Origin of the sequence: Paenibacillus sp. FSL H8-0168, assembly GCF_038592955.1 — a bacterium.
Lineage (GTDB): Bacteria > Bacillota > Bacilli > Paenibacillales > Paenibacillaceae > Paenibacillus > Paenibacillus polymyxa_B.
In genome coordinates this window covers 5,040,001-5,055,821 of record NZ_CP151948.1, presented here as the reverse complement: position 1 = coordinate 5,055,821, position 15,821 = coordinate 5,040,001, and the positions used below count along the sequence as shown (strand labels likewise).

The following is a 15,821-nucleotide window of genomic DNA, read 5'->3' as shown; positions in this document are numbered from 1 at the left end:
TTTTTACCCAGTGCGTCTTAGTATAAAGTTTTAAAAGGCAAACTGAAGGGAGTGAAAACTTGAGATGATTACAAAACAAGATAAAAATAAAGCACGTGTCAGAAGACATCTGCGTGTACGTAAGAAAATCGAAGGTACGGCTGTACGTCCTCGTTTGAACGTGTTCCGTTCTTCCAAGCATATCTACGCACAACTGATTGATGATGTAGCTGGTGTAACATTGGTATCTGCATCCACTATGGATAAAGAACTGAGCAGCGAAATCAAAAACGGCGGTAGTGTAGAAGCAGCTCGTAAAGTTGGCGAACTCGTTGCTAAACGTGCGAAAGAAAAAGGTCATGCTAACATCGTATTTGACCGTGGTGGATACTTGTATCATGGACGGATTCAAGCTTTGGCTGATGCAGCTCGCGAAGCAGGCCTTGAATTCTAAGACATTTCTCAAAAGGAGGTTAACGACTTGCGTGTAGATCCGAATACTTTGGAACTGACTGAAAGAGTAGTAAATATTAATCGTGTAGCTAAAGTTGTCAAAGGCGGACGCCGTTTCAGCTTCAGTGCTCTGGTAGTAGTGGGCGACGGCAACGGCTGGGTAGGCGCTGGAATCGGTAAAGCTGGCGAAGTACCTGATGCAATTCGCAAAGGTATTGAAGATGCTAAGAAAAACCTGGTTCACGTTCCACTCGTAGGAACAACAATTCCTCACCTTGTTACAGGTAAGTTCGGTGCTGGCCGGGTTCTGTTGAAACCGGCATCGGAAGGTACTGGAGTTATCGCTGGTGGTCCGGTTCGTGCTGTACTGGAACTTGCTGGTGTAGGTGATATCTTGACAAAATCTTTGGGTTCTTCGAATTCCATGAATATGGTCAATGCGACTTTGGAAGGTTTGTCCCGCTTGAAACGCGCTGAAGAAGTTGCAAAATTGCGCGGCAAATCCATCGAAGAGCTGCTGGGCTAAGGAGGGAATATCATGGCGAAATTAGAAATTACCCTCGTTCGTTCGTTGATCGGCCGTCCTGGTAATCAGAGAACGACTGTTAAAACGCTCGGCTTGCGTAAAATCAACCATAAAGTAGTTCAACCCGACAATGCAGCTATTCGCGGGATGATTAATCAAGTTAGCCATTTGGTTTCTGTTAAAGAAATTGAGGCTTAAGAAATAAAGTATTTTAACAATAATCAAGGAGGTGCAACGAACGATGAAGTTACATGAGCTTTCCCCAGCTCCAGGCTCCCGCAAAGAACGTAAACGTTTGGGTCGTGGTCCTAGTAGCGGTACGGGTAAAACTTCTGGTCGTGGTCATAAAGGTCAAAACGCTCGTTCCGGCGGTGGTGTACGTCCGGGCTTCGAGGGTGGTCAAAACCCACTGTATCGTCGCTTGCCTAAACGCGGTTTCGTAAATCCTACTCGTAAAGAGTATGCGGTTTTGAATATCGAAGATTTGAACAGTTTTGCAGCGGGTACAGAAGTAAGCCCTGAGTTTTTGCTGAACAATGGCATTGTGAAAAACGCCAAATCCGGAATTAAAATTCTGGGTAACGGTGAAATCACTGTGAAGTTGACAGTTAAAGCGAACAAGTTCTCTCAATCTGCGGTAGAGAAAATTGAAGCTGCCGGCGGTAAAACCGAGGTGATCTAATGTTCAAGACCCTGAAAAATATATGGCGGGTTGAGGATCTTAGAACCCGAATCCTGTTTACCCTGTTTATACTCTTTGTATATCGTATTGGCTCCTTCGTGCCGGTTCCCGGCGTGAACAAGCAAGTCTTTACTTCTCAGGATCAGGCAGGAAGCGAGTTGTTTGGACTCCTTAACACCTTCTCAGGGGGCGCATTGTATCAGTTTTCGATCTTCGCCCTCGGGATTATGCCATATATTACAGCGTCCATCATTGTACAGTTGCTGTCAATGGACGTGATTCCGAAACTTGCGGAATGGGCTAAACAAGGAGAGCATGGTAAAAAGAAGTTGGCTCAAATTACGCGTTATGGTACGGTAATACTTGGCCTGATTCAAGCATTCGGAACGTCGATTGGCTTTAATCGACTGTACGGTGCAGCGATGATTCCAGGAGCCAATTTTGCAGATTATCTGGTTATTGCCATTGTGCTTACAGCAGGAACTACGTTCCTTATGTGGCTCGGTGAGCAAATTACTGAAAAAGGAATCGGCAACGGTATCTCTATTGTTATCTTCGCAGGGATTGCGGCGGGTATTCCAAGACATATTCGGACGGTTGTAGAATCTCAGTTTATTCAGGCAGATCAGCTGTTTATGAATATTCTGAAGGCAATTATAATTGCCCTGGTGATTGTTCTGATTATTGTTGGTGTTATCTACATCCAGCAAGGTATTCGAAAAATCCCGGTACAATACGCGAAACGTGTAGTTGGCAACAAAATGTACGGTGGCCAGAATACGCATATTCCGATGAAAATTAATGCGGCAGGCGTTATTCCGGTAATCTTTGCGGTATCATTGCTGCAATTCCCGACAATTATTGCGAGTTTCTGGGCAGATCATGCTTGGGCTAAGTGGATTACCACTTACTTGTACTATGACAAGCCGCTGGGCATGGTTTTGTATGTCGTAATGATTATCGGTTTCACATTCTTCTATACCTTTGTACAGATGAATCCGCAGCAAATGGCCGACAATATGAAGAAGAACGGCGGTTATATTCCGGGAATTCGCCCGGGTAAGGCCACGGAGAAATACTTGACACGAGTAATGTCACGTTTGACAATGACAGGAGCTTTGTTTCTGGCAGTCATATCCGTTTTGCCGGTATTCTTCGGTTCGCTTTCGGGCTTGCCTCGTTCCGTGCAAATTGGCGGTACTTCATTGCTCATCATCATTGGTGTAGCATTGGATACAATGAAGCAAATCGAAAGCCAACTGATCAAACGCCATTACAAAGGCTTCATCAACAAATAGGCAATAGGTACCGGCTTAGGATGTTCGCATGCTTACCGGCACCTTTTGTGCTGTTTCTTGTGTAGGGGTCGTCTTGAGGAGTGACAGATTGTGAATATTTTGATCATGGGCCCTCCGGGGGCTGGTAAAGGTACACAAGCAGATGTCATTGTGAAGGAATTCGGCATTCCTCATATCTCGACAGGTGATGCTTTTCGCCTAGCGATGAAACAGGGAACACCTATTGGCATTAAAGCTAAAGAATATATCGACAAGGGTGAACTTGTTCCGGATGACGTAACAATCGGTATCGTTGAAGAACGGCTACAACAGCCAGATTGCAAGAAAGGGTTCTTGCTGGACGGTTTTCCAAGAACTTTGGCTCAAGCTGAAGCCTTGGATCAAATTTTGGGTCGTTTGAATACGAAGCTAGATGACGTCATCAACTTGAAAGTGGATAGTGACAACTTGTTGGCACGAATCACAGGACGGCGGGTTTGTAAAAGCTGCGGAACTAGCTATCATATTGTCTTTAATCCTCCTAAGGTTGAAGGCATTTGCGATAAAGACGGTGGGGAACTCTATCAGCGTCCTGACGATAATGAAGATAGCGTAAGAACACGACTTGAAGAATATAGTAATAAAACAGCACCACTCCTCACGTTTTATGAGAACCAGAATCTTCTGCGTCATATTGACGGAGAACAGGATATTGATGTGGTTTCCCAAAATATCGTGTCCTTGTTGCGGGGTTAGCTGTAATGATCATTTGCAAGTCGGGGACGGAATCAAGCTTAATGAGGAAAGCTAAGAGAATAGATACGGAGACGGATCATCTCTTGGCAGGACACATCGAGCCCGGTATTACGACCGGTGAACTTGATCATTTAGCTGATCGGTATATTCGCAGTCAGGGAGCTGTGCCGTCTTTTAAAGGTTATAACGGTTTTCCTGCTAGCATTTGCGCTTCAGTCAACGAACAACTGGTGCACGGATTTCCCGGCAAACGCAAGTTAAACAAAGGCGATATCATCGCGAAAACTCGCCAGTTTACAATGTCGCATGCCATTCGGCAATATATTGAGAATCCAAACCGTGGTATTCCTGAGCAGGGGCCGAGGCTGAAAACCGGCATTGGGCTGGCTATTGAATCTATGATTCAGATAGGTTCTCACCATGTAGGGACGCTGGAAGACAACTGGACGGTCGTTACGATGAACGTAACCTCATGTGCTCATAACGAGCAAGCGGTGACGTACGAAACGGGCGGCATGGACATTTTCACGAAACTGAGTGCGTAGGTGATTGGAATGATTCAGCAAGGAAACCTGCAAATCGGTCAGCTGGTGAAGATTCTGAAGGGCAGAGGTGCCGGACAGATTGCGGTTGTCGTTTCAGTAGCAGATAGCAGGTTTGTATATATTGCGGATGGGGATAAACGAAAGTTTGATCAAGCGAAGAAGAAAAATGTTCTTCATTTGGTGCCTCAGCCAAAGATTAGTAGCGAGATTGTAAACAGTTTAAACGAAAGCGGTCGGGTGACGAACGGAAAGCTGCGCCATGCAGTGAAAACTTTCCTGGACTCGTCCGAATACCAAGCTGAAGAGAAAGGAGACTGACTTTGGCCAAAGAAGATGTCATTGAGGTTGAAGGTACGGTAATCGAGCCACTACCGAACGCTACGTTCAAGGTAGAGCTGGAGAACGGTCATCAAATTCTTGCTCATGTTTCCGGAAAGCTGCGGATGCACTTTATCCGTATTTTGACAGGCGACAAGGTGGTTGTACAGTTATCGCCTTACGATTTAACCAAAGGCCGTATAACGTACCGCAAGTAATTCATGCAGGTTTTTATTAAACGTATGTCATTTAAAAAAACTTGTTTTGCTCGGCAAAACGATGTGAATGTTCACGAAGCGAGTTTTACCAGGGTAAAGCTTGGAGGAGGTAATCAACATGAAGGTAAGACCTTCTGTAAAACCTATTTGCGAAAAATGCAAAGTCATTCGCCGCAAAGGGAATGTAATGGTTATTTGCGAAAATCCGAAACACAAACAAAAACAAGGTTAATAGAAGGGGGTGTAGCGTAAAATGGCTCGTATAGCTGGTGTGGATTTGCCACGTGACAAACGCGTTGAGATCGCCTTGACTTACATTTTCGGAATCGGTAAAACGACTTCTCAGAAAATCTTGAAGGAAACAGGCATCAGTGCAAACACGCGTGTTCGTGATTTGACTGAAGATGAAGTGAGCAAATTACGTGAAACGATCGACAAAGAAGTTAAAGTAGAAGGCGATCTGCGTCGTGAAATTTCCTTAAATATTAAACGTCTGACTGAGATTGGCTGCTACCGTGGTGTTCGTCACCGTCGTGGATTGCCTGTTCGCGGACAACGTACTAAAACTAATGCTCGTACCCGTAAAGGTCCTCGTCGGACTGTAGCGAACAAAAAGAAATAAGAAGGGAGGATAACATTCAATGGCTAAACCGAAAAAAGTTGTACGTACAAAACGCCGTGACCGTAAAAATATCGAGACTGGCGTGGCACACATCCGTTCCACGTTCAACAACACGATCGTTACGATCACAGATCCACACGGTAATGCAATCTCTTGGGCCAGCTCAGGCGGCATGGGATTCCGTGGTTCCCGTAAATCCACTCCATTCGCAGCACAAATGGCCGCAGAAACTGCTGCTAAAGCTGCTATGGAACACGGCATGAAAACTGTCGAAGTCATGGTTAAAGGACCTGGTGCAGGTCGCGAAGCAGCAATTCGCTCTTTGCAAGCTGCTGGTTTGGAAGTTAACCTGATTAAAGACGTAACTCCGGTACCTCATAACGGATGCCGTCCTCCAAAACGTCGTCGCGTCTAGTGAGATTTCTCCTCTGCGTGTAGTATAGATCCGGCACAAACTGCCAAGAATGGATGTTTAGGTATACTGCATGATAGACTATGGATAAGGTGAATGTTTCATATAGGAGCGACGTTTTGAAGGAGGGATATTGCAGTGATAGAAATCGAAAAGCCGAAAATTGAGACGGTTGACGTCAATGATGATGGCACCTATGGAAAATTCGTAGTAGAACCGCTGGAACGCGGATACGGTACGACGTTGGGTAACTCGCTTCGCCGTATTCTGTTATCCTCGTTACCGGGGGCAGCAGTCACATCGGTTCAGATCGATGGGGTTCTGCACGAGTTTGCAACGGTTCCCGGTGTGAAGGAAGACGTAACGGAGATCATTCTGAACTTGAAAGCTTTATCGCTTAAAATCCACTCGGATGAAGAGAAAGTACTCGAAATCGATGCGGAAGGCGAAGGAGTTGTAACGGCAGGAGATATCCGTGCGGATAGTGATGTGGAAATTCTTAATCCGGATCTTCACATTGCTACGCTCGGACCGGGTTCGAGACTTCACATGCGTATTTTTGCCAATCGCGGTCGCGGTTACGTTAAGCAGGATCGGAACAAACGTGATGACCAGCCGATCGGCGTCATTCCCGTCGACTCCATCTACACTCCGATTGCACGCGTGAACTACGGCGTAGAAAATACGCGTGTCGGCCAGGTTACGAATTACGACAAGCTGACACTTGAGGTTTGGACTGACGGAAGTATTCGTCCCGAGGAAGCAGTGAGCCTTGGAGCCAAAATTTTGACCGAGCATGTGATGTTGTTCGTGGGTCTCACGGACGAGGCAAAAGATGCTGAAATTATGGTTGAAAAAGAAGAAGACAAGAAAGAAAAAGTTCTTGAAATGACGATCGAAGAGCTGGATCTCTCCGTCCGTTCCTATAACTGCCTTAAGCGCGCTGGTATCAATACGGTACAAGAACTCACGACTAAATCTGAAGAAGATATGATGAAGGTCCGTAACTTGGGTCGCAAATCTTTGGAAGAAGTACAAGAGAAGCTTGAGGAACTTGGTTTAGGACTTCGTACGGAAGAATAGTACAGCAACGTTTTTGTGAAGGAGGGGAAATTACATGGCATACCAAAAATTGGGCCGTAACTCCAGTGCCCGTAAAGCTTTGTTTCGTGATTTGGTAACCGATCTGTTCTTGTATGAGCGTATCCAAACTACTGAGGCTAAAGCGAAAGAAGTTCGTTCTATTGCTGAAAAACTGATCACCAAAGCGAAAAAAGGAGATCTGCACGCACGTCGTCAAGTGGCTGCGTTCGTTCGCCGTGAAACTTTGGATGGTGAGCAGGATGCAATCCAAAAGCTGTTTAGCGAATTGGCTACACGTTACACTGAGCGTCCAGGTGGATACACTCGTATCTTGAAATTGGGACCTCGTCGTGGCGACGCCGCTCCAATGGTATATCTGGAATTGGTTGACCGCGCGTAGACAGGCGAAGATGAGGGAAGGGTGGACAGAATCGGCTTGATTCTGAACAACCCTTTTTTTCTCTTGGAGGAGTCCTTGAGGGGCTTCTCCTTTGTTATGTTCGGTTATTCCTTGTAAGGCCAGAGACTACCCCTATAAAGGTGTGAGAAACATGCGGAACTTGTGCATGAAGGTGAACTATGACGGAACCCACTATGATGGCTTTCAGACGCAGCCTGACGGTAACACCATTCAGGACTGCCTTGAACATGCTATTTACTCATTGACGGGCGAGCGTCTTAAAATTACAGGCTCAGGCCGTACAGATGCAGGTGTACATGCATACGGGCAGGTATTCAATTTTCACACTGAATCGCCGATTCCGTTACAGCGCTGGTGTCTGGCACTTAATGCCTGGTTGCCTCGTGATATCATCGTTACGGATGCGAGAGAGGTGCCACTGTCCTTTCATGCACGCCGCATGGCGAAGCGGAAGACATATCGGTACAGCATTAATGCGAACCGATTTCCGGACATCTTTCACCGTCGTACACAGGCCCATCATCCAACGAGACTGGATGTAAGAGCGATGGAGGAAGGGTTGGCTCATTTAGTGGGCACCTTTGACTATACTTCGTTCGCATCTCGACGTTCCCAAAAGACGAATCATGTTCGCACTATTTATGAAGCCTATATGACAGTAGACCATTCCTTTTCACGTCCGGGCTCGGATGACCAGGGAATTATCCATACTTATATTACAGGTAGCGGATTTTTGCAGCACATGGTTCGGATTATTATGGGTACTTTGCTGGAAGTGGGAGAAGGCAAAAAATCGTCGGATGATATTCCTTCCATTTTGGAGGCAAAAAATCGTTCAAAGGCTGGACCTACGGCCGTTGGACACGCTTTAACGCTCTGGAATGTAGAGTACGACGAAAACATCAAAAAACATTGATTTTACCCTTGCGGAATTGATGGTTATCCTGTAATATAAAAGTTGTGTTTTCTTAATGGCTTTCCCACAGCCCCAATTAAGATAATCACTTTAAATTAACATCTAATCCATCAATAATGCAGCAACTTAACGAACGAAGATAAATGATGATTTCTGTTAACGAACTTAAGGAGGATACTTTTCATGCGTACTACGTATATGGCGAAGCCAAATGAAGTTGAGCGCAACTGGCACATCATTGATGCCGAAGGCAAAACGCTCGGCCGTCTGGCAAGCGAAGCGGCTGCGTTGATTCGCGGCAAACACAAGCCACAATTTACACCACATGTGGACACAGGTGATTTTGTTGTTGTAATCAATGCGGAAAAAATCGTATTGACCGGTAAAAAAATGGAGAACAAGAAATACTACCGTCACTCCCTGCATCCGGGTGGTCTGAAAGTAACGGTTGCACAAGAAATGGTTAAGAACAAGCCTGAGCGTATGTTGGAATTGGCTGTTCACGGTATGCTTCCTAAAACTCGTCAAGGCGAGAAAATGAAGCTGAGACTTAAAGCTTACAGAGGCACTGAGCATCCACATGCAGCACAAAAACCTGAAGTTTACGAACTTCGCGGATAATTAAAAGGGAGGACAGTTTCATGGCACAAGTACAATACTATGGGACAGGTCGTCGTAAACATTCGGTAGCTCGTGTTCGTCTCGTACCGGGTGAAGGACGCATTGTCATCAATAAGCGTGATATTAATGAATATTTTGGTTTGGAAACTCTCAAACTGATCGTAAAACAACCACTGAACCTGACAGAAACAGTTGGCAGCTATGACGTACTCGTTATTGCTCATGGTGGTGGTATCTCTGGTCAAGCCGGCGCAATTCGCCACGGTATTTCCCGTGCTCTGTTGAAAGCAGATCCGGAATTCCGTCCAGCTTTGAAAAAAGCAGGCTTCTTGACTCGTGACCCACGTATGAAAGAACGTAAAAAATACGGTCTCAAAGCCGCTCGTCGTGCACCACAGTTCTCGAAACGTTAATATTTCGAATACAGAAGAACCTTTTCCTTATGGAAAGGGTTCTTTTTTATTTAGTCATTTCCTGATCATTATCCACATGTGGATAAGTAGACCTACTCTAAAAGTTACAAGCTTCAGCATGTTTCAGCGAATACATAAATAACTGCATGCAAATGCACGGAATACGAAAAGTTATCCACGATGGAATTGAAGATGATATTGTTATACACAAATACAGTTTGCTATTTCAACGCAGTTTATTCTGTAATGTTTATAACCTGTGACTAAAAATATAATGTTCGGTTATTCAATATAGCCTCATCTTAATATTTTCTGCTAAGTGCTGTTTCACGAGGATACTTTGCTTTCACTTGTTTATGTAAAGTCCTCCTTGATATGTTCTGGCTGGCACTGTCTATGCCTCTTGTACAGCTGTTTTGGGCTTAGCTAGGGATACGGCAAGGAATACCTCTTTTTATTTGTATGCCGGTGCAGAAAGACGGTCCTTAGCCTAGCAGTGTCCGCTTCCTAGGCTACTGCAATTGCAACGGCGATGTACATGTTACTGGTAATAGAAATAGTCTACACAGCAATCGCTCCAAACTATAACCGGGAGTACCATGTATTGTCCGACTGTCTACCCTCATAATATCGCCCCTCATTGATGACAGGCTTTAAATAGGCTTCCAGTAGCGATAAGAGTCTTGCTTGTGTCCAGTGATCAATTCCTCGGAAATTGCCGCTACGAGCGCTTTGGGATTGAATAGAGGTATAATAAGAGTTTAGCGCGCAGTCATTCCTTTTATAATTTTCAGAATGAAGGCATCGCTGACCCAGAGCTCCGGAATAGTATAGTGGGTTTCACTTGCTTTCTTCTACAGATGGTTCTTGCTTGATCAAAGCAACCCAAAGCTGTTCAGCATTACCGATGGCTGCCGCGCACTGGGCCTATGGTCCATTTTCAAAATGTTTGGTATAAGAATATTTTATATAAAGTCAATGAACTTGATTGGATACGCAAGAAAGCATTAAAGAATGCTGACAGAGCAACATTCCTGCAAATTTAGGTGGATAAATGCTTGCATCAGGACATTTTGCCGTGGATTGACAATGATTGTGAAAGTTTTATACTGTATTTAATCTTATTAGTTTAGTCGGTATTGGAGTGACACTTATTTATGAATCTTCATATGGAGGCGCATTGATAATGAATTTATTGGAGAAAGAAGCGTTGATTAGAGTCAAGGCAATTGAACTGGAAGAGGCTACGCCAGAGGAAATTATCCAGTATGCTGTTCTTACATTTCCCAATCTTACCTTTGCTTGTAGCTTCGGAGCAGAAGATGTAGTACTAGTAGATATGCTTCAAAAAATTAGCCCTTCCACCGACATTTTTTACTTGGACACCGACTTTCATTTTCAAGAAACTTATGATACGCGAGATCAGATGAAAGCCAGATATAACTTGGATTTTGTTAGGGTCTCTCCCTTAATTACTCCTGAAGAGCAAGCGGCTGAACATGGAGAGGAACTGTGGAAAACAGATCCAAACACATGTTGTGGTATACGCAAAGTTGAGCCGCTGACACGTATTTTGTCACAATACGATGCATGGATTACCGGTATTCGCCGGGATCAGGCCCCTACCCGTGCGAATTCAAAAAAGGTAGAGTATGACGAAAAGTTTGGACTCGTTAAATTTAACCCCTTGGCAAGCTGGACATCCGAGGATGTATGGAACTATATCCGTACTCATGAAGTGCTGTATAATCCATTGCATGATCGCAATTATCCCAGTATCGGTTGTGAGCAATGTACCCGTGAGGTCCTACCAGGTGAAGATCCTCGTGCAGGTCGCTGGTCAGGCAATGAGAAAACGGAGTGTGGGCTCCATCAATAAAATGGTATTCAGGTAGCTATGAGTCATATTTATGAAGAGAAGGGAAGTGCATTATGACTGCAATTCTTCCGCATGGCGGAACACTTGTTGATAAAATCATTACAGGACCGAAGCAAAAAGCACTTTTGCAGGCCGCAGAGGAATTGTTCCCAATCCGTGTAAACTCATGGACCATTTCTGATCTGGATTTAATTGGAGTGGGGGCATTTTCTCCTTTGACGGGGTTTATGAATGAATCTGATTATCGGTCAGTGGTAACAGATATGCGTCTTGCCGATGGTACAGTCTGGAGTATTCCCATTACTCTTGCAGTTGCAGAAAGTGTAGCCAGTGAATTGAAATTAGGTCAGCAGGTGGCTTTGGTGGGTGAAACAGACGGTACTATTTATGCTGTACTTGATATTGAAAGTATTTATCAGGTAGATCAGGCTGAGGAAGCCAGACGAGTATTCAAGACGGATGACCCGGCTCATCCTGGCGTAAAAAAACTGTTAGATCGACCTGCTACGTATGTTGGTGGATGTGTGCAAGTGCTGAATCGGCCGGAGCCCACACAATTTAGTGAGTTTTACTATACACCATCACAGACACGCGACTATTTTGCAGAAAAAGGCTGGAAAACAGTAGTCGGATTTCAAACACGAAATCCGGTACACCGGGCACATGAGTACATTCAAAAAAGCGCGATGGAGATTGTGGATGCTTTGTTTCTAAACCCACTCGTTGGTGAAACCAAGTCAGATGACGTTCCGGCAGATGTGCGTATGAAGAGCTATCTGGTGCTGTTGGACAATTATTATCCGGCTGATCGGACTTTTCTGGGGGTATTTCCTGCTGCCATGCGATACGCGGGTCCTAGAGAGGCCATTTTCCATGCTATTGTGCGAAAGAACTATGGCTGCACCCATTTTATTGTTGGAAGGGATCATGCCGGTGTAGGAGACTATTATGGTACCTACGAAGCACAGGAAATTTTCAGGCACTTTACACCTGAAGAGCTGGGGATTACTCCATTGTTCTTTGAACACAGCTTTTATTGCACCCGATGTGGAAATATGGCCTCAAGTAAAACATGCCCACATCCCAAAGAGCATCATTTAACGCTCTCGGGCACCAAGGTACGGGAATTGTTGCGCTCTGGGGTTTGCCCGCCACCTGAATTTACACGACCGGAAGTCGCTCAAGTGCTGATTGAAGGTATGAAAGAATTTGTTCATGCCTGAGTTGTACTATCTACACGCCTCGTCCCATATAGATTATTAGTATCTGTATAGGACGGAGGCGTTTTGTTATGCAAAAAAATAATCGTAAAAACGAGGTTACACTGTGGATTCGCTATCGGACGTTGCAAAAAATGCTGTTGGGCTGTTGTCTCGCCGTTCTATTTATTACACTGGCATTGTATGAGATACCTGCTTCGAGAGCTTGGACCCATTGGAGTTTACCCCTTACTGGTAAAGTAATTGCCCTAGATGCTGGACACGGAGGGCCTGATGGAGGGGCGGTTAGCAAAGAAGGGATTATTGAAAAGGATATTAATCTGGCAATCGCTTTTTATTTGCGGGATTATTTACAGCAAGCAGGTGCTGTTGTTGTCATGACACGTGAGGATGATCGCGACCTGGCGCAGCAAGAAACGAAAGGTTATTCCAGAAGAAAAACGGAGGATTTGAAGCAGCGTGTGCGTATAATTGAGGAGCAGAAAGCAGACCTCTTTCTAAGTATCCATATGAACAGTATTCCGTCGAGCCGTTGGAGTGGAGCCCAAACCTTTTACGTACCTAACCATGCAGATAACGGGAATTTGGCGTCTTTAATTCAGGAAGAGATCAAACGCAACTTGGAAAATACGGACAGAGTGGCTAAGACCGTGAACACAGTTTATTTATTGAAAGCTCTCAAAATGCCATCAGCCCTTGTAGAAGTAGGATTTTTGTCCCATCCTGAGGAAGCTAGACGACTTAGTGACGTGAACTATCAAAGGCAGGTGGCGGCGTCCATATATAAGGGGATTTTGCGTTACAGTGCCGGGGAAAAGGGGATCTCACCAGCACCTTAAGCCAGATAGTGGTATACTGTAAGTGTTTACCACTCCGTAATTCATTAAAGCAGAGGTGCTGATAATTCATGCAATCAAGAGAGCAAGTTATAGAGCTACTTCAACAAGTGCGGGAGCCTCATACAGGACGCCGTCTAGTCGATCTCCATTTTATTCGGGATGTGGTGGTTAAAGAGGATCGGGTATCCTTGACTGCCATTACCCTGAATAGCCAGGAAGAGACGCTGAAAGAGTTGGAACGAGAAATACGGCAGACATTAGAAGAGGCGGGATTAAGTCACGTTCATATTCGTATTCGTGAGGCATCTGAGCATGAAAAGTCTGCCCTTCAAAATGGAGAGGAGACCGAGGAAGCGGCTGACCCGGTTTTGACCAAAGGACATGCTGTTGGCATGGAAGAACATGAGCTACTTAGCCCAGCATCTGGCGTACGATTTATTGCCATTGCAAGCGGAAAAGGTGGTGTCGGAAAATCGACAGTAGCTGTAAATTTGGCGGCTGCTTTAGCTAGACAGGGGAAGCGTGTGGGTTTGATTGATGCGGATATCTATGGATTCAGTGTGCCGGATATGATTGGAGTAGAGGATGTGCCTACTGTCGAAGATGGTATCATTCAGCCAGTGGAGCGATTTGGTATCAAAATCATGTCTATGGGCTTCTTTGTTAGAGAAAACAACCCGGTGATCTGGAGAGGTCCCATGCTGGGGAGAATGCTCAGACAGTTTTTTAGTGATGTCGAATGGGGAAAACTGGACTATATGATTCTCGATTTACCACCAGGCACTGGCGATGTAGCGCTTGACGTACATCAAATGATTCCGCAGAGTGAAGAAATCATTGTCACTACTCCACATGCAACGGCGGCTTTTGTAGCTGCACGTGCAGGCGCAATGGCGCTTCAAACGGATCATAAGGTCATCGGCGTTGTGGAGAACATGTCTTATTATGTGTCCTCCACTGGAGAAAAGGACTATGTTTTTGGGCGAGGAGGGGGGGCTATGTTGGCAGACACTCTTCATACAAAACTTCTTGCTCAAATTCCGCTGGGTATTCCAGATAACCATCCGTCAGAAGCCGACTTTTCTCCATCTGTATATAAATCTGAGTCTGCCACGGGGACCATTTACAATGATATTGCTGCTCAGATTACGATTTTGCACACGGAATCTGAATAAAGAAAAAAGGCTGGTTTATTAAACCAGCCTTTTTATTATTGGCTTCCTCCTTGTTCTCCTTCGCCCCCACCTTCGCTGCCTCCACCACCTTGCTTATCGCCGCCTGCACCGCCTTGCTCACCACTTTTTTTCTCAACCTTGGGTTGAAGCTCCTCTTGTACGACGGTTTTGAGTAAATTCATAACCTCAAGTCGGAAAATTGGATTTTGCATGGCATCATGCATGACTGTCATAGATTGTTTGCGATATTCAGGGGTTTTAGTTAAGTCCATATACATTTTGGTTAATTCTGGTGACTTGAGCATTGCTTCAATTGATTTTTGATAAGAAGGGTCTTTTATAAGTTGCATATGAAGCTGTTTGCTTTGGCTGTTGATGGCTTTGGCAAATTCTCCGGCAAAACGCGGATCGGTCATAATCTTTTCGATTTCTTTTTTATATTCAGGTGATACCAAAGTATCTTTGACTGCGATCTTCATCTGTTCAGCCGATTGCATGGGCATAAGCATTTTCATTCCCATGCTGCCACCAGATCCACCACCAGCCCCACCCTCTTCACTGCTTTGACCGGATTGTCCTTCTTTTGAAGTGCTTTCCCCGGTTAAAGCCTCCTCTACGGCTTTTTTTCCGTCATCGCTTTTCAAGATATCGACAACCATCGTTTTCATCTCTTTATAACTGTTCTGGGGGGGCGCAGAACCCTGATCCGAGCCGCATCCACTCAGTGCAACGCCCAGTACGCATATCGTGCTAACAAATCGCAAACGAGTCCAATTCATGGCCGTATTCCTCCTTCATCATGAATGTGGATAGTATGCGGATGAATGGGGAGAAATATGTCGATTTGCTTTTGGTTTTTAGCTGAGAACGATGTAAAATAACTCCTTAAAGACCCAGTGCCTGATCGCGTACCTCTTTGCCTTTTACTGTACCCTGTTGAAGCAGTTCAGATACAGTCACGAATTCATAGCCTTGTGCTCGCAACTTGTCGATAATGACCGGCAGGGCTTCATGCGTTTGTTTACAGGAATCACTGGCATGCAGAAGGACGATATCGCCAGGATGCGCTTTATTTACAACACGGTCGATTATGACCTGAGTACCAGGGTTTTTCCAGTCCAGGGAATCTGTATCCCACTGAATGGTTTTGTAGCCTAAAGTGCCGGCAACCTGAAGGACTCTTTTATCAAAGTCGCCATTAGGCATACGGATCAACTTCGGGGACTGTCCTGTCAGTTCGGTTAATGTGGTATGAGCAATTGAAATCTGCTTACGAATATCTTCATCGCTTAAGCTGCTGTAATTTTCGTGTTTATGGCCATGACTGCCGATCTCAAATCCGCTTTCTTTAATCTGATTCACAAGTTCCGGATGTGTTTTACTCCAAGGGGCAGAAAGAAAAAAGGTGGACTTGGTCACTTTCTTATCCTCAAGGACTTTTAAGATGGGGGCAGTGCGCTTATCGC

General features: G+C 45.0%; 23 protein-coding genes (1 of these 23 running past the window's edge). 21 read left to right on the top strand and 2 right to left on the bottom strand.

Annotated elements, in window-relative coordinates; all coding sequences use genetic code 11:
* The first annotated feature begins 64 nt into the window (after positions 1-64).
* The 21 genes from rplR (at position 65) to MHI21_RS22310 (ending at position 14,355) form a co-directional block, all read left to right on the top strand.
* Positions 65-433 carry a 50S ribosomal protein L18 gene (gene rplR / locus MHI21_RS22410; RefSeq protein ID WP_007432568.1) on the top strand — a complete coding sequence of 123 codons (369 nt, stop codon included), beginning with the start codon at positions 65-67 and terminating at the stop codon, positions 431-433.
* Positions 434-460: 27 nt separating this feature from the next.
* Positions 461-958: a 30S ribosomal protein S5 gene (rpsE, locus tag MHI21_RS22405; RefSeq protein ID WP_013312151.1), complete on the top strand. Its 498-nt coding sequence runs from the start codon at positions 461-463 to the stop codon at positions 956-958.
* 12 nt (positions 959-970) lie between these two features.
* Complete coding sequence (gene rpmD, locus MHI21_RS22400) at positions 971-1,156, top strand: 50S ribosomal protein L30 (protein WP_013312150.1); 186 nt, start codon at positions 971-973, stop codon at positions 1,154-1,156.
* A 43-nt stretch (positions 1,157-1,199) separates the two neighbouring features.
* Positions 1,200-1,640, top strand: coding sequence for a 50S ribosomal protein L15 (gene rplO, locus MHI21_RS22395; protein WP_013312149.1), 441 nt, complete (start codon positions 1,200-1,202; stop codon positions 1,638-1,640).
* Positions 1,640-2,938 carry a preprotein translocase subunit SecY gene (gene secY / locus MHI21_RS22390; protein ID WP_342418938.1) on the top strand — a complete coding sequence of 433 codons (1,299 nt, stop codon included), beginning with the start codon at positions 1,640-1,642 and terminating at the stop codon, positions 2,936-2,938. Before rplO ends, secY begins: the two co-directional genes overlap by 1 nt.
* Before the next feature lie 90 nt (positions 2,939-3,028).
* Positions 3,029-3,673 carry an adenylate kinase gene (locus MHI21_RS22385; protein WP_061831398.1) on the top strand — a complete coding sequence of 215 codons (645 nt, stop codon included), beginning with the start codon at positions 3,029-3,031 and terminating at the stop codon, positions 3,671-3,673.
* A 5-nt stretch (positions 3,674-3,678) separates the two neighbouring features.
* On the top strand, positions 3,679-4,218 hold the full coding sequence (locus MHI21_RS22380; RefSeq protein WP_328800966.1) for a M24 family metallopeptidase: 540 nt from the start codon (positions 3,679-3,681) through the stop codon (positions 4,216-4,218).
* A 9-nt stretch (positions 4,219-4,227) separates the two neighbouring features.
* Complete coding sequence (locus tag MHI21_RS22375) at positions 4,228-4,536, top strand: KOW domain-containing RNA-binding protein (RefSeq protein WP_013312145.1); 309 nt, start codon at positions 4,228-4,230, stop codon at positions 4,534-4,536.
* A 2-nt stretch (positions 4,537-4,538) separates the two neighbouring features.
* Positions 4,539-4,754 carry a translation initiation factor IF-1 gene (infA, locus tag MHI21_RS22370; protein WP_006212898.1) on the top strand — a complete coding sequence of 72 codons (216 nt, stop codon included), beginning with the start codon at positions 4,539-4,541 and terminating at the stop codon, positions 4,752-4,754.
* A 118-nt stretch (positions 4,755-4,872) separates the two neighbouring features.
* Positions 4,873-4,986 carry a 50S ribosomal protein L36 gene (rpmJ, locus tag MHI21_RS22365; protein ID WP_003333770.1) on the top strand — a complete coding sequence of 38 codons (114 nt, stop codon included), beginning with the start codon at positions 4,873-4,875 and terminating at the stop codon, positions 4,984-4,986.
* Between the two features lie 21 nt (positions 4,987-5,007).
* Positions 5,008-5,376, top strand: a complete 369-nt coding sequence (gene rpsM, locus MHI21_RS22360) for a 30S ribosomal protein S13 (RefSeq protein ID WP_007432560.1) — start codon at positions 5,008-5,010, stop codon at positions 5,374-5,376.
* Between the two features lie 19 nt (positions 5,377-5,395).
* The gene (gene rpsK, locus MHI21_RS22355) at positions 5,396-5,791 is read left to right on the top strand and encodes a 30S ribosomal protein S11 (protein ID WP_013312144.1); all 396 of its coding nucleotides are present in this window, start codon (positions 5,396-5,398) and stop codon (positions 5,789-5,791) included.
* Between the two features lie 135 nt (positions 5,792-5,926).
* Positions 5,927-6,871: a DNA-directed RNA polymerase subunit alpha gene (locus tag MHI21_RS22350; protein WP_007432558.1), complete on the top strand. Its 945-nt coding sequence runs from the start codon at positions 5,927-5,929 to the stop codon at positions 6,869-6,871.
* Between the two features lie 34 nt (positions 6,872-6,905).
* Positions 6,906-7,271, top strand: a complete 366-nt coding sequence (gene rplQ / locus MHI21_RS22345) for a 50S ribosomal protein L17 (protein ID WP_013312143.1) — start codon at positions 6,906-6,908, stop codon at positions 7,269-7,271.
* Positions 7,272-7,422: 151 nt separating this feature from the next.
* Positions 7,423-8,208, top strand: coding sequence for a tRNA pseudouridine(38-40) synthase TruA (gene truA, locus MHI21_RS22340; protein WP_061831400.1), 786 nt, complete (start codon positions 7,423-7,425; stop codon positions 8,206-8,208).
* A 183-nt stretch (positions 8,209-8,391) separates the two neighbouring features.
* The gene (gene rplM / locus MHI21_RS22335; RefSeq protein ID WP_013312141.1) at positions 8,392-8,829 is read left to right on the top strand and encodes a 50S ribosomal protein L13; all 438 of its coding nucleotides are present in this window, start codon (positions 8,392-8,394) and stop codon (positions 8,827-8,829) included.
* 20 nt (positions 8,830-8,849) lie between these two features.
* Complete coding sequence (gene rpsI, locus MHI21_RS22330) at positions 8,850-9,242, top strand: 30S ribosomal protein S9 (protein WP_013312140.1); 393 nt, start codon at positions 8,850-8,852, stop codon at positions 9,240-9,242.
* A gap of 1,186 nt (positions 9,243-10,428) precedes the next feature.
* The gene (locus MHI21_RS22325; protein WP_013312138.1) at positions 10,429-11,121 is read left to right on the top strand and encodes a phosphoadenylyl-sulfate reductase; all 693 of its coding nucleotides are present in this window, start codon (positions 10,429-10,431) and stop codon (positions 11,119-11,121) included.
* A gap of 53 nt (positions 11,122-11,174) precedes the next feature.
* Positions 11,175-12,344 (top strand): sulfate adenylyltransferase, encoded by a 1,170-nt coding sequence (gene sat / locus MHI21_RS22320; RefSeq protein ID WP_061831402.1) that lies wholly within the window; start codon positions 11,175-11,177, stop codon positions 12,342-12,344.
* A gap of 68 nt (positions 12,345-12,412) precedes the next feature.
* On the top strand, positions 12,413-13,180 hold the full coding sequence (gene cwlD / locus MHI21_RS22315; protein ID WP_341163019.1) for an N-acetylmuramoyl-L-alanine amidase CwlD: 768 nt from the start codon (positions 12,413-12,415) through the stop codon (positions 13,178-13,180).
* A gap of 68 nt (positions 13,181-13,248) precedes the next feature.
* A complete protein-coding gene (locus tag MHI21_RS22310) occupies positions 13,249-14,355 on the top strand; it encodes an Mrp/NBP35 family ATP-binding protein (RefSeq protein WP_341163020.1) in 1,107 nt (368 codons plus the stop codon).
* Between the two features lie 35 nt (positions 14,356-14,390).
* Here the strand turns inward: MHI21_RS22310 and gerD are convergent, their stop codons facing one another.
* Entirely contained in the window at positions 14,391-15,134 is a 744-nt protein-coding gene (gene gerD / locus MHI21_RS22305) for a spore germination lipoprotein GerD (protein ID WP_165179906.1), read from the bottom strand.
* Positions 15,135-15,240: 106 nt separating this feature from the next.
* Positions 15,241-15,821, bottom strand: the 3' portion of a protein-coding gene (gene pdaB, locus MHI21_RS22300) for a polysaccharide deacetylase family sporulation protein PdaB (protein ID WP_061831406.1). It continues 199 nt past the right edge of the window; only the last 581 of its 780 coding nucleotides appear in the window; its start codon lies off the right edge, out of view — the gene reads right to left on this strand; its stop codon occupies positions 15,241-15,243.

What these genes read in the sequence shown, in the direction of transcription:
- rplR (WP_007432568.1), top strand. Translation starts at nt 65, where the DNA reads ATGATTACAAAACAAGATAAAAATAAAGCACGTGTCAGAAGACATCTG.
- rpmD (WP_013312150.1), top strand. Translation starts at nt 971, where the DNA reads ATGGCGAAATTAGAAATTACCCTCGTTCGTTCGTTGATCGGCCGTCCT.
- rplO (WP_013312149.1), top strand. Translation starts at nt 1,200, where the DNA reads ATGAAGTTACATGAGCTTTCCCCAGCTCCAGGCTCCCGCAAAGAACGT.
- secY (WP_342418938.1), top strand. Translation starts at nt 1,640, where the DNA reads ATGTTCAAGACCCTGAAAAATATATGGCGGGTTGAGGATCTTAGAACC.
- MHI21_RS22380 (WP_328800966.1), top strand. Translation starts at nt 3,679, where the DNA reads ATGATCATTTGCAAGTCGGGGACGGAATCAAGCTTAATGAGGAAAGCT.
- MHI21_RS22375 (WP_013312145.1), top strand. Translation starts at nt 4,228, where the DNA reads ATGATTCAGCAAGGAAACCTGCAAATCGGTCAGCTGGTGAAGATTCTG.
- rpmJ (WP_003333770.1), top strand. Translation starts at nt 4,873, where the DNA reads ATGAAGGTAAGACCTTCTGTAAAACCTATTTGCGAAAAATGCAAAGTC.
- rpsM (WP_007432560.1), top strand. Translation starts at nt 5,008, where the DNA reads ATGGCTCGTATAGCTGGTGTGGATTTGCCACGTGACAAACGCGTTGAG.
- rpsK (WP_013312144.1), top strand. Translation starts at nt 5,396, where the DNA reads ATGGCTAAACCGAAAAAAGTTGTACGTACAAAACGCCGTGACCGTAAA.
- rplQ (WP_013312143.1), top strand. Translation starts at nt 6,906, where the DNA reads ATGGCATACCAAAAATTGGGCCGTAACTCCAGTGCCCGTAAAGCTTTG.
- truA (WP_061831400.1), top strand. Translation starts at nt 7,423, where the DNA reads ATGCGGAACTTGTGCATGAAGGTGAACTATGACGGAACCCACTATGAT.
- rplM (WP_013312141.1), top strand. Translation starts at nt 8,392, where the DNA reads ATGCGTACTACGTATATGGCGAAGCCAAATGAAGTTGAGCGCAACTGG.
- rpsI (WP_013312140.1), top strand. Translation starts at nt 8,850, where the DNA reads ATGGCACAAGTACAATACTATGGGACAGGTCGTCGTAAACATTCGGTA.
- MHI21_RS22325 (WP_013312138.1), top strand. Translation starts at nt 10,429, where the DNA reads ATGAATTTATTGGAGAAAGAAGCGTTGATTAGAGTCAAGGCAATTGAA.
- sat (WP_061831402.1), top strand. Translation starts at nt 11,175, where the DNA reads ATGACTGCAATTCTTCCGCATGGCGGAACACTTGTTGATAAAATCATT.
- cwlD (WP_341163019.1), top strand. Translation starts at nt 12,413, where the DNA reads ATGCAAAAAAATAATCGTAAAAACGAGGTTACACTGTGGATTCGCTAT.
- MHI21_RS22310 (WP_341163020.1), top strand. Translation starts at nt 13,249, where the DNA reads ATGCAATCAAGAGAGCAAGTTATAGAGCTACTTCAACAAGTGCGGGAG.
- gerD (WP_165179906.1), bottom strand. Translation starts at nt 15,134, where the DNA reads ATGAATTGGACTCGTTTGCGATTTGTTAGCACGATATGCGTACTGGGC.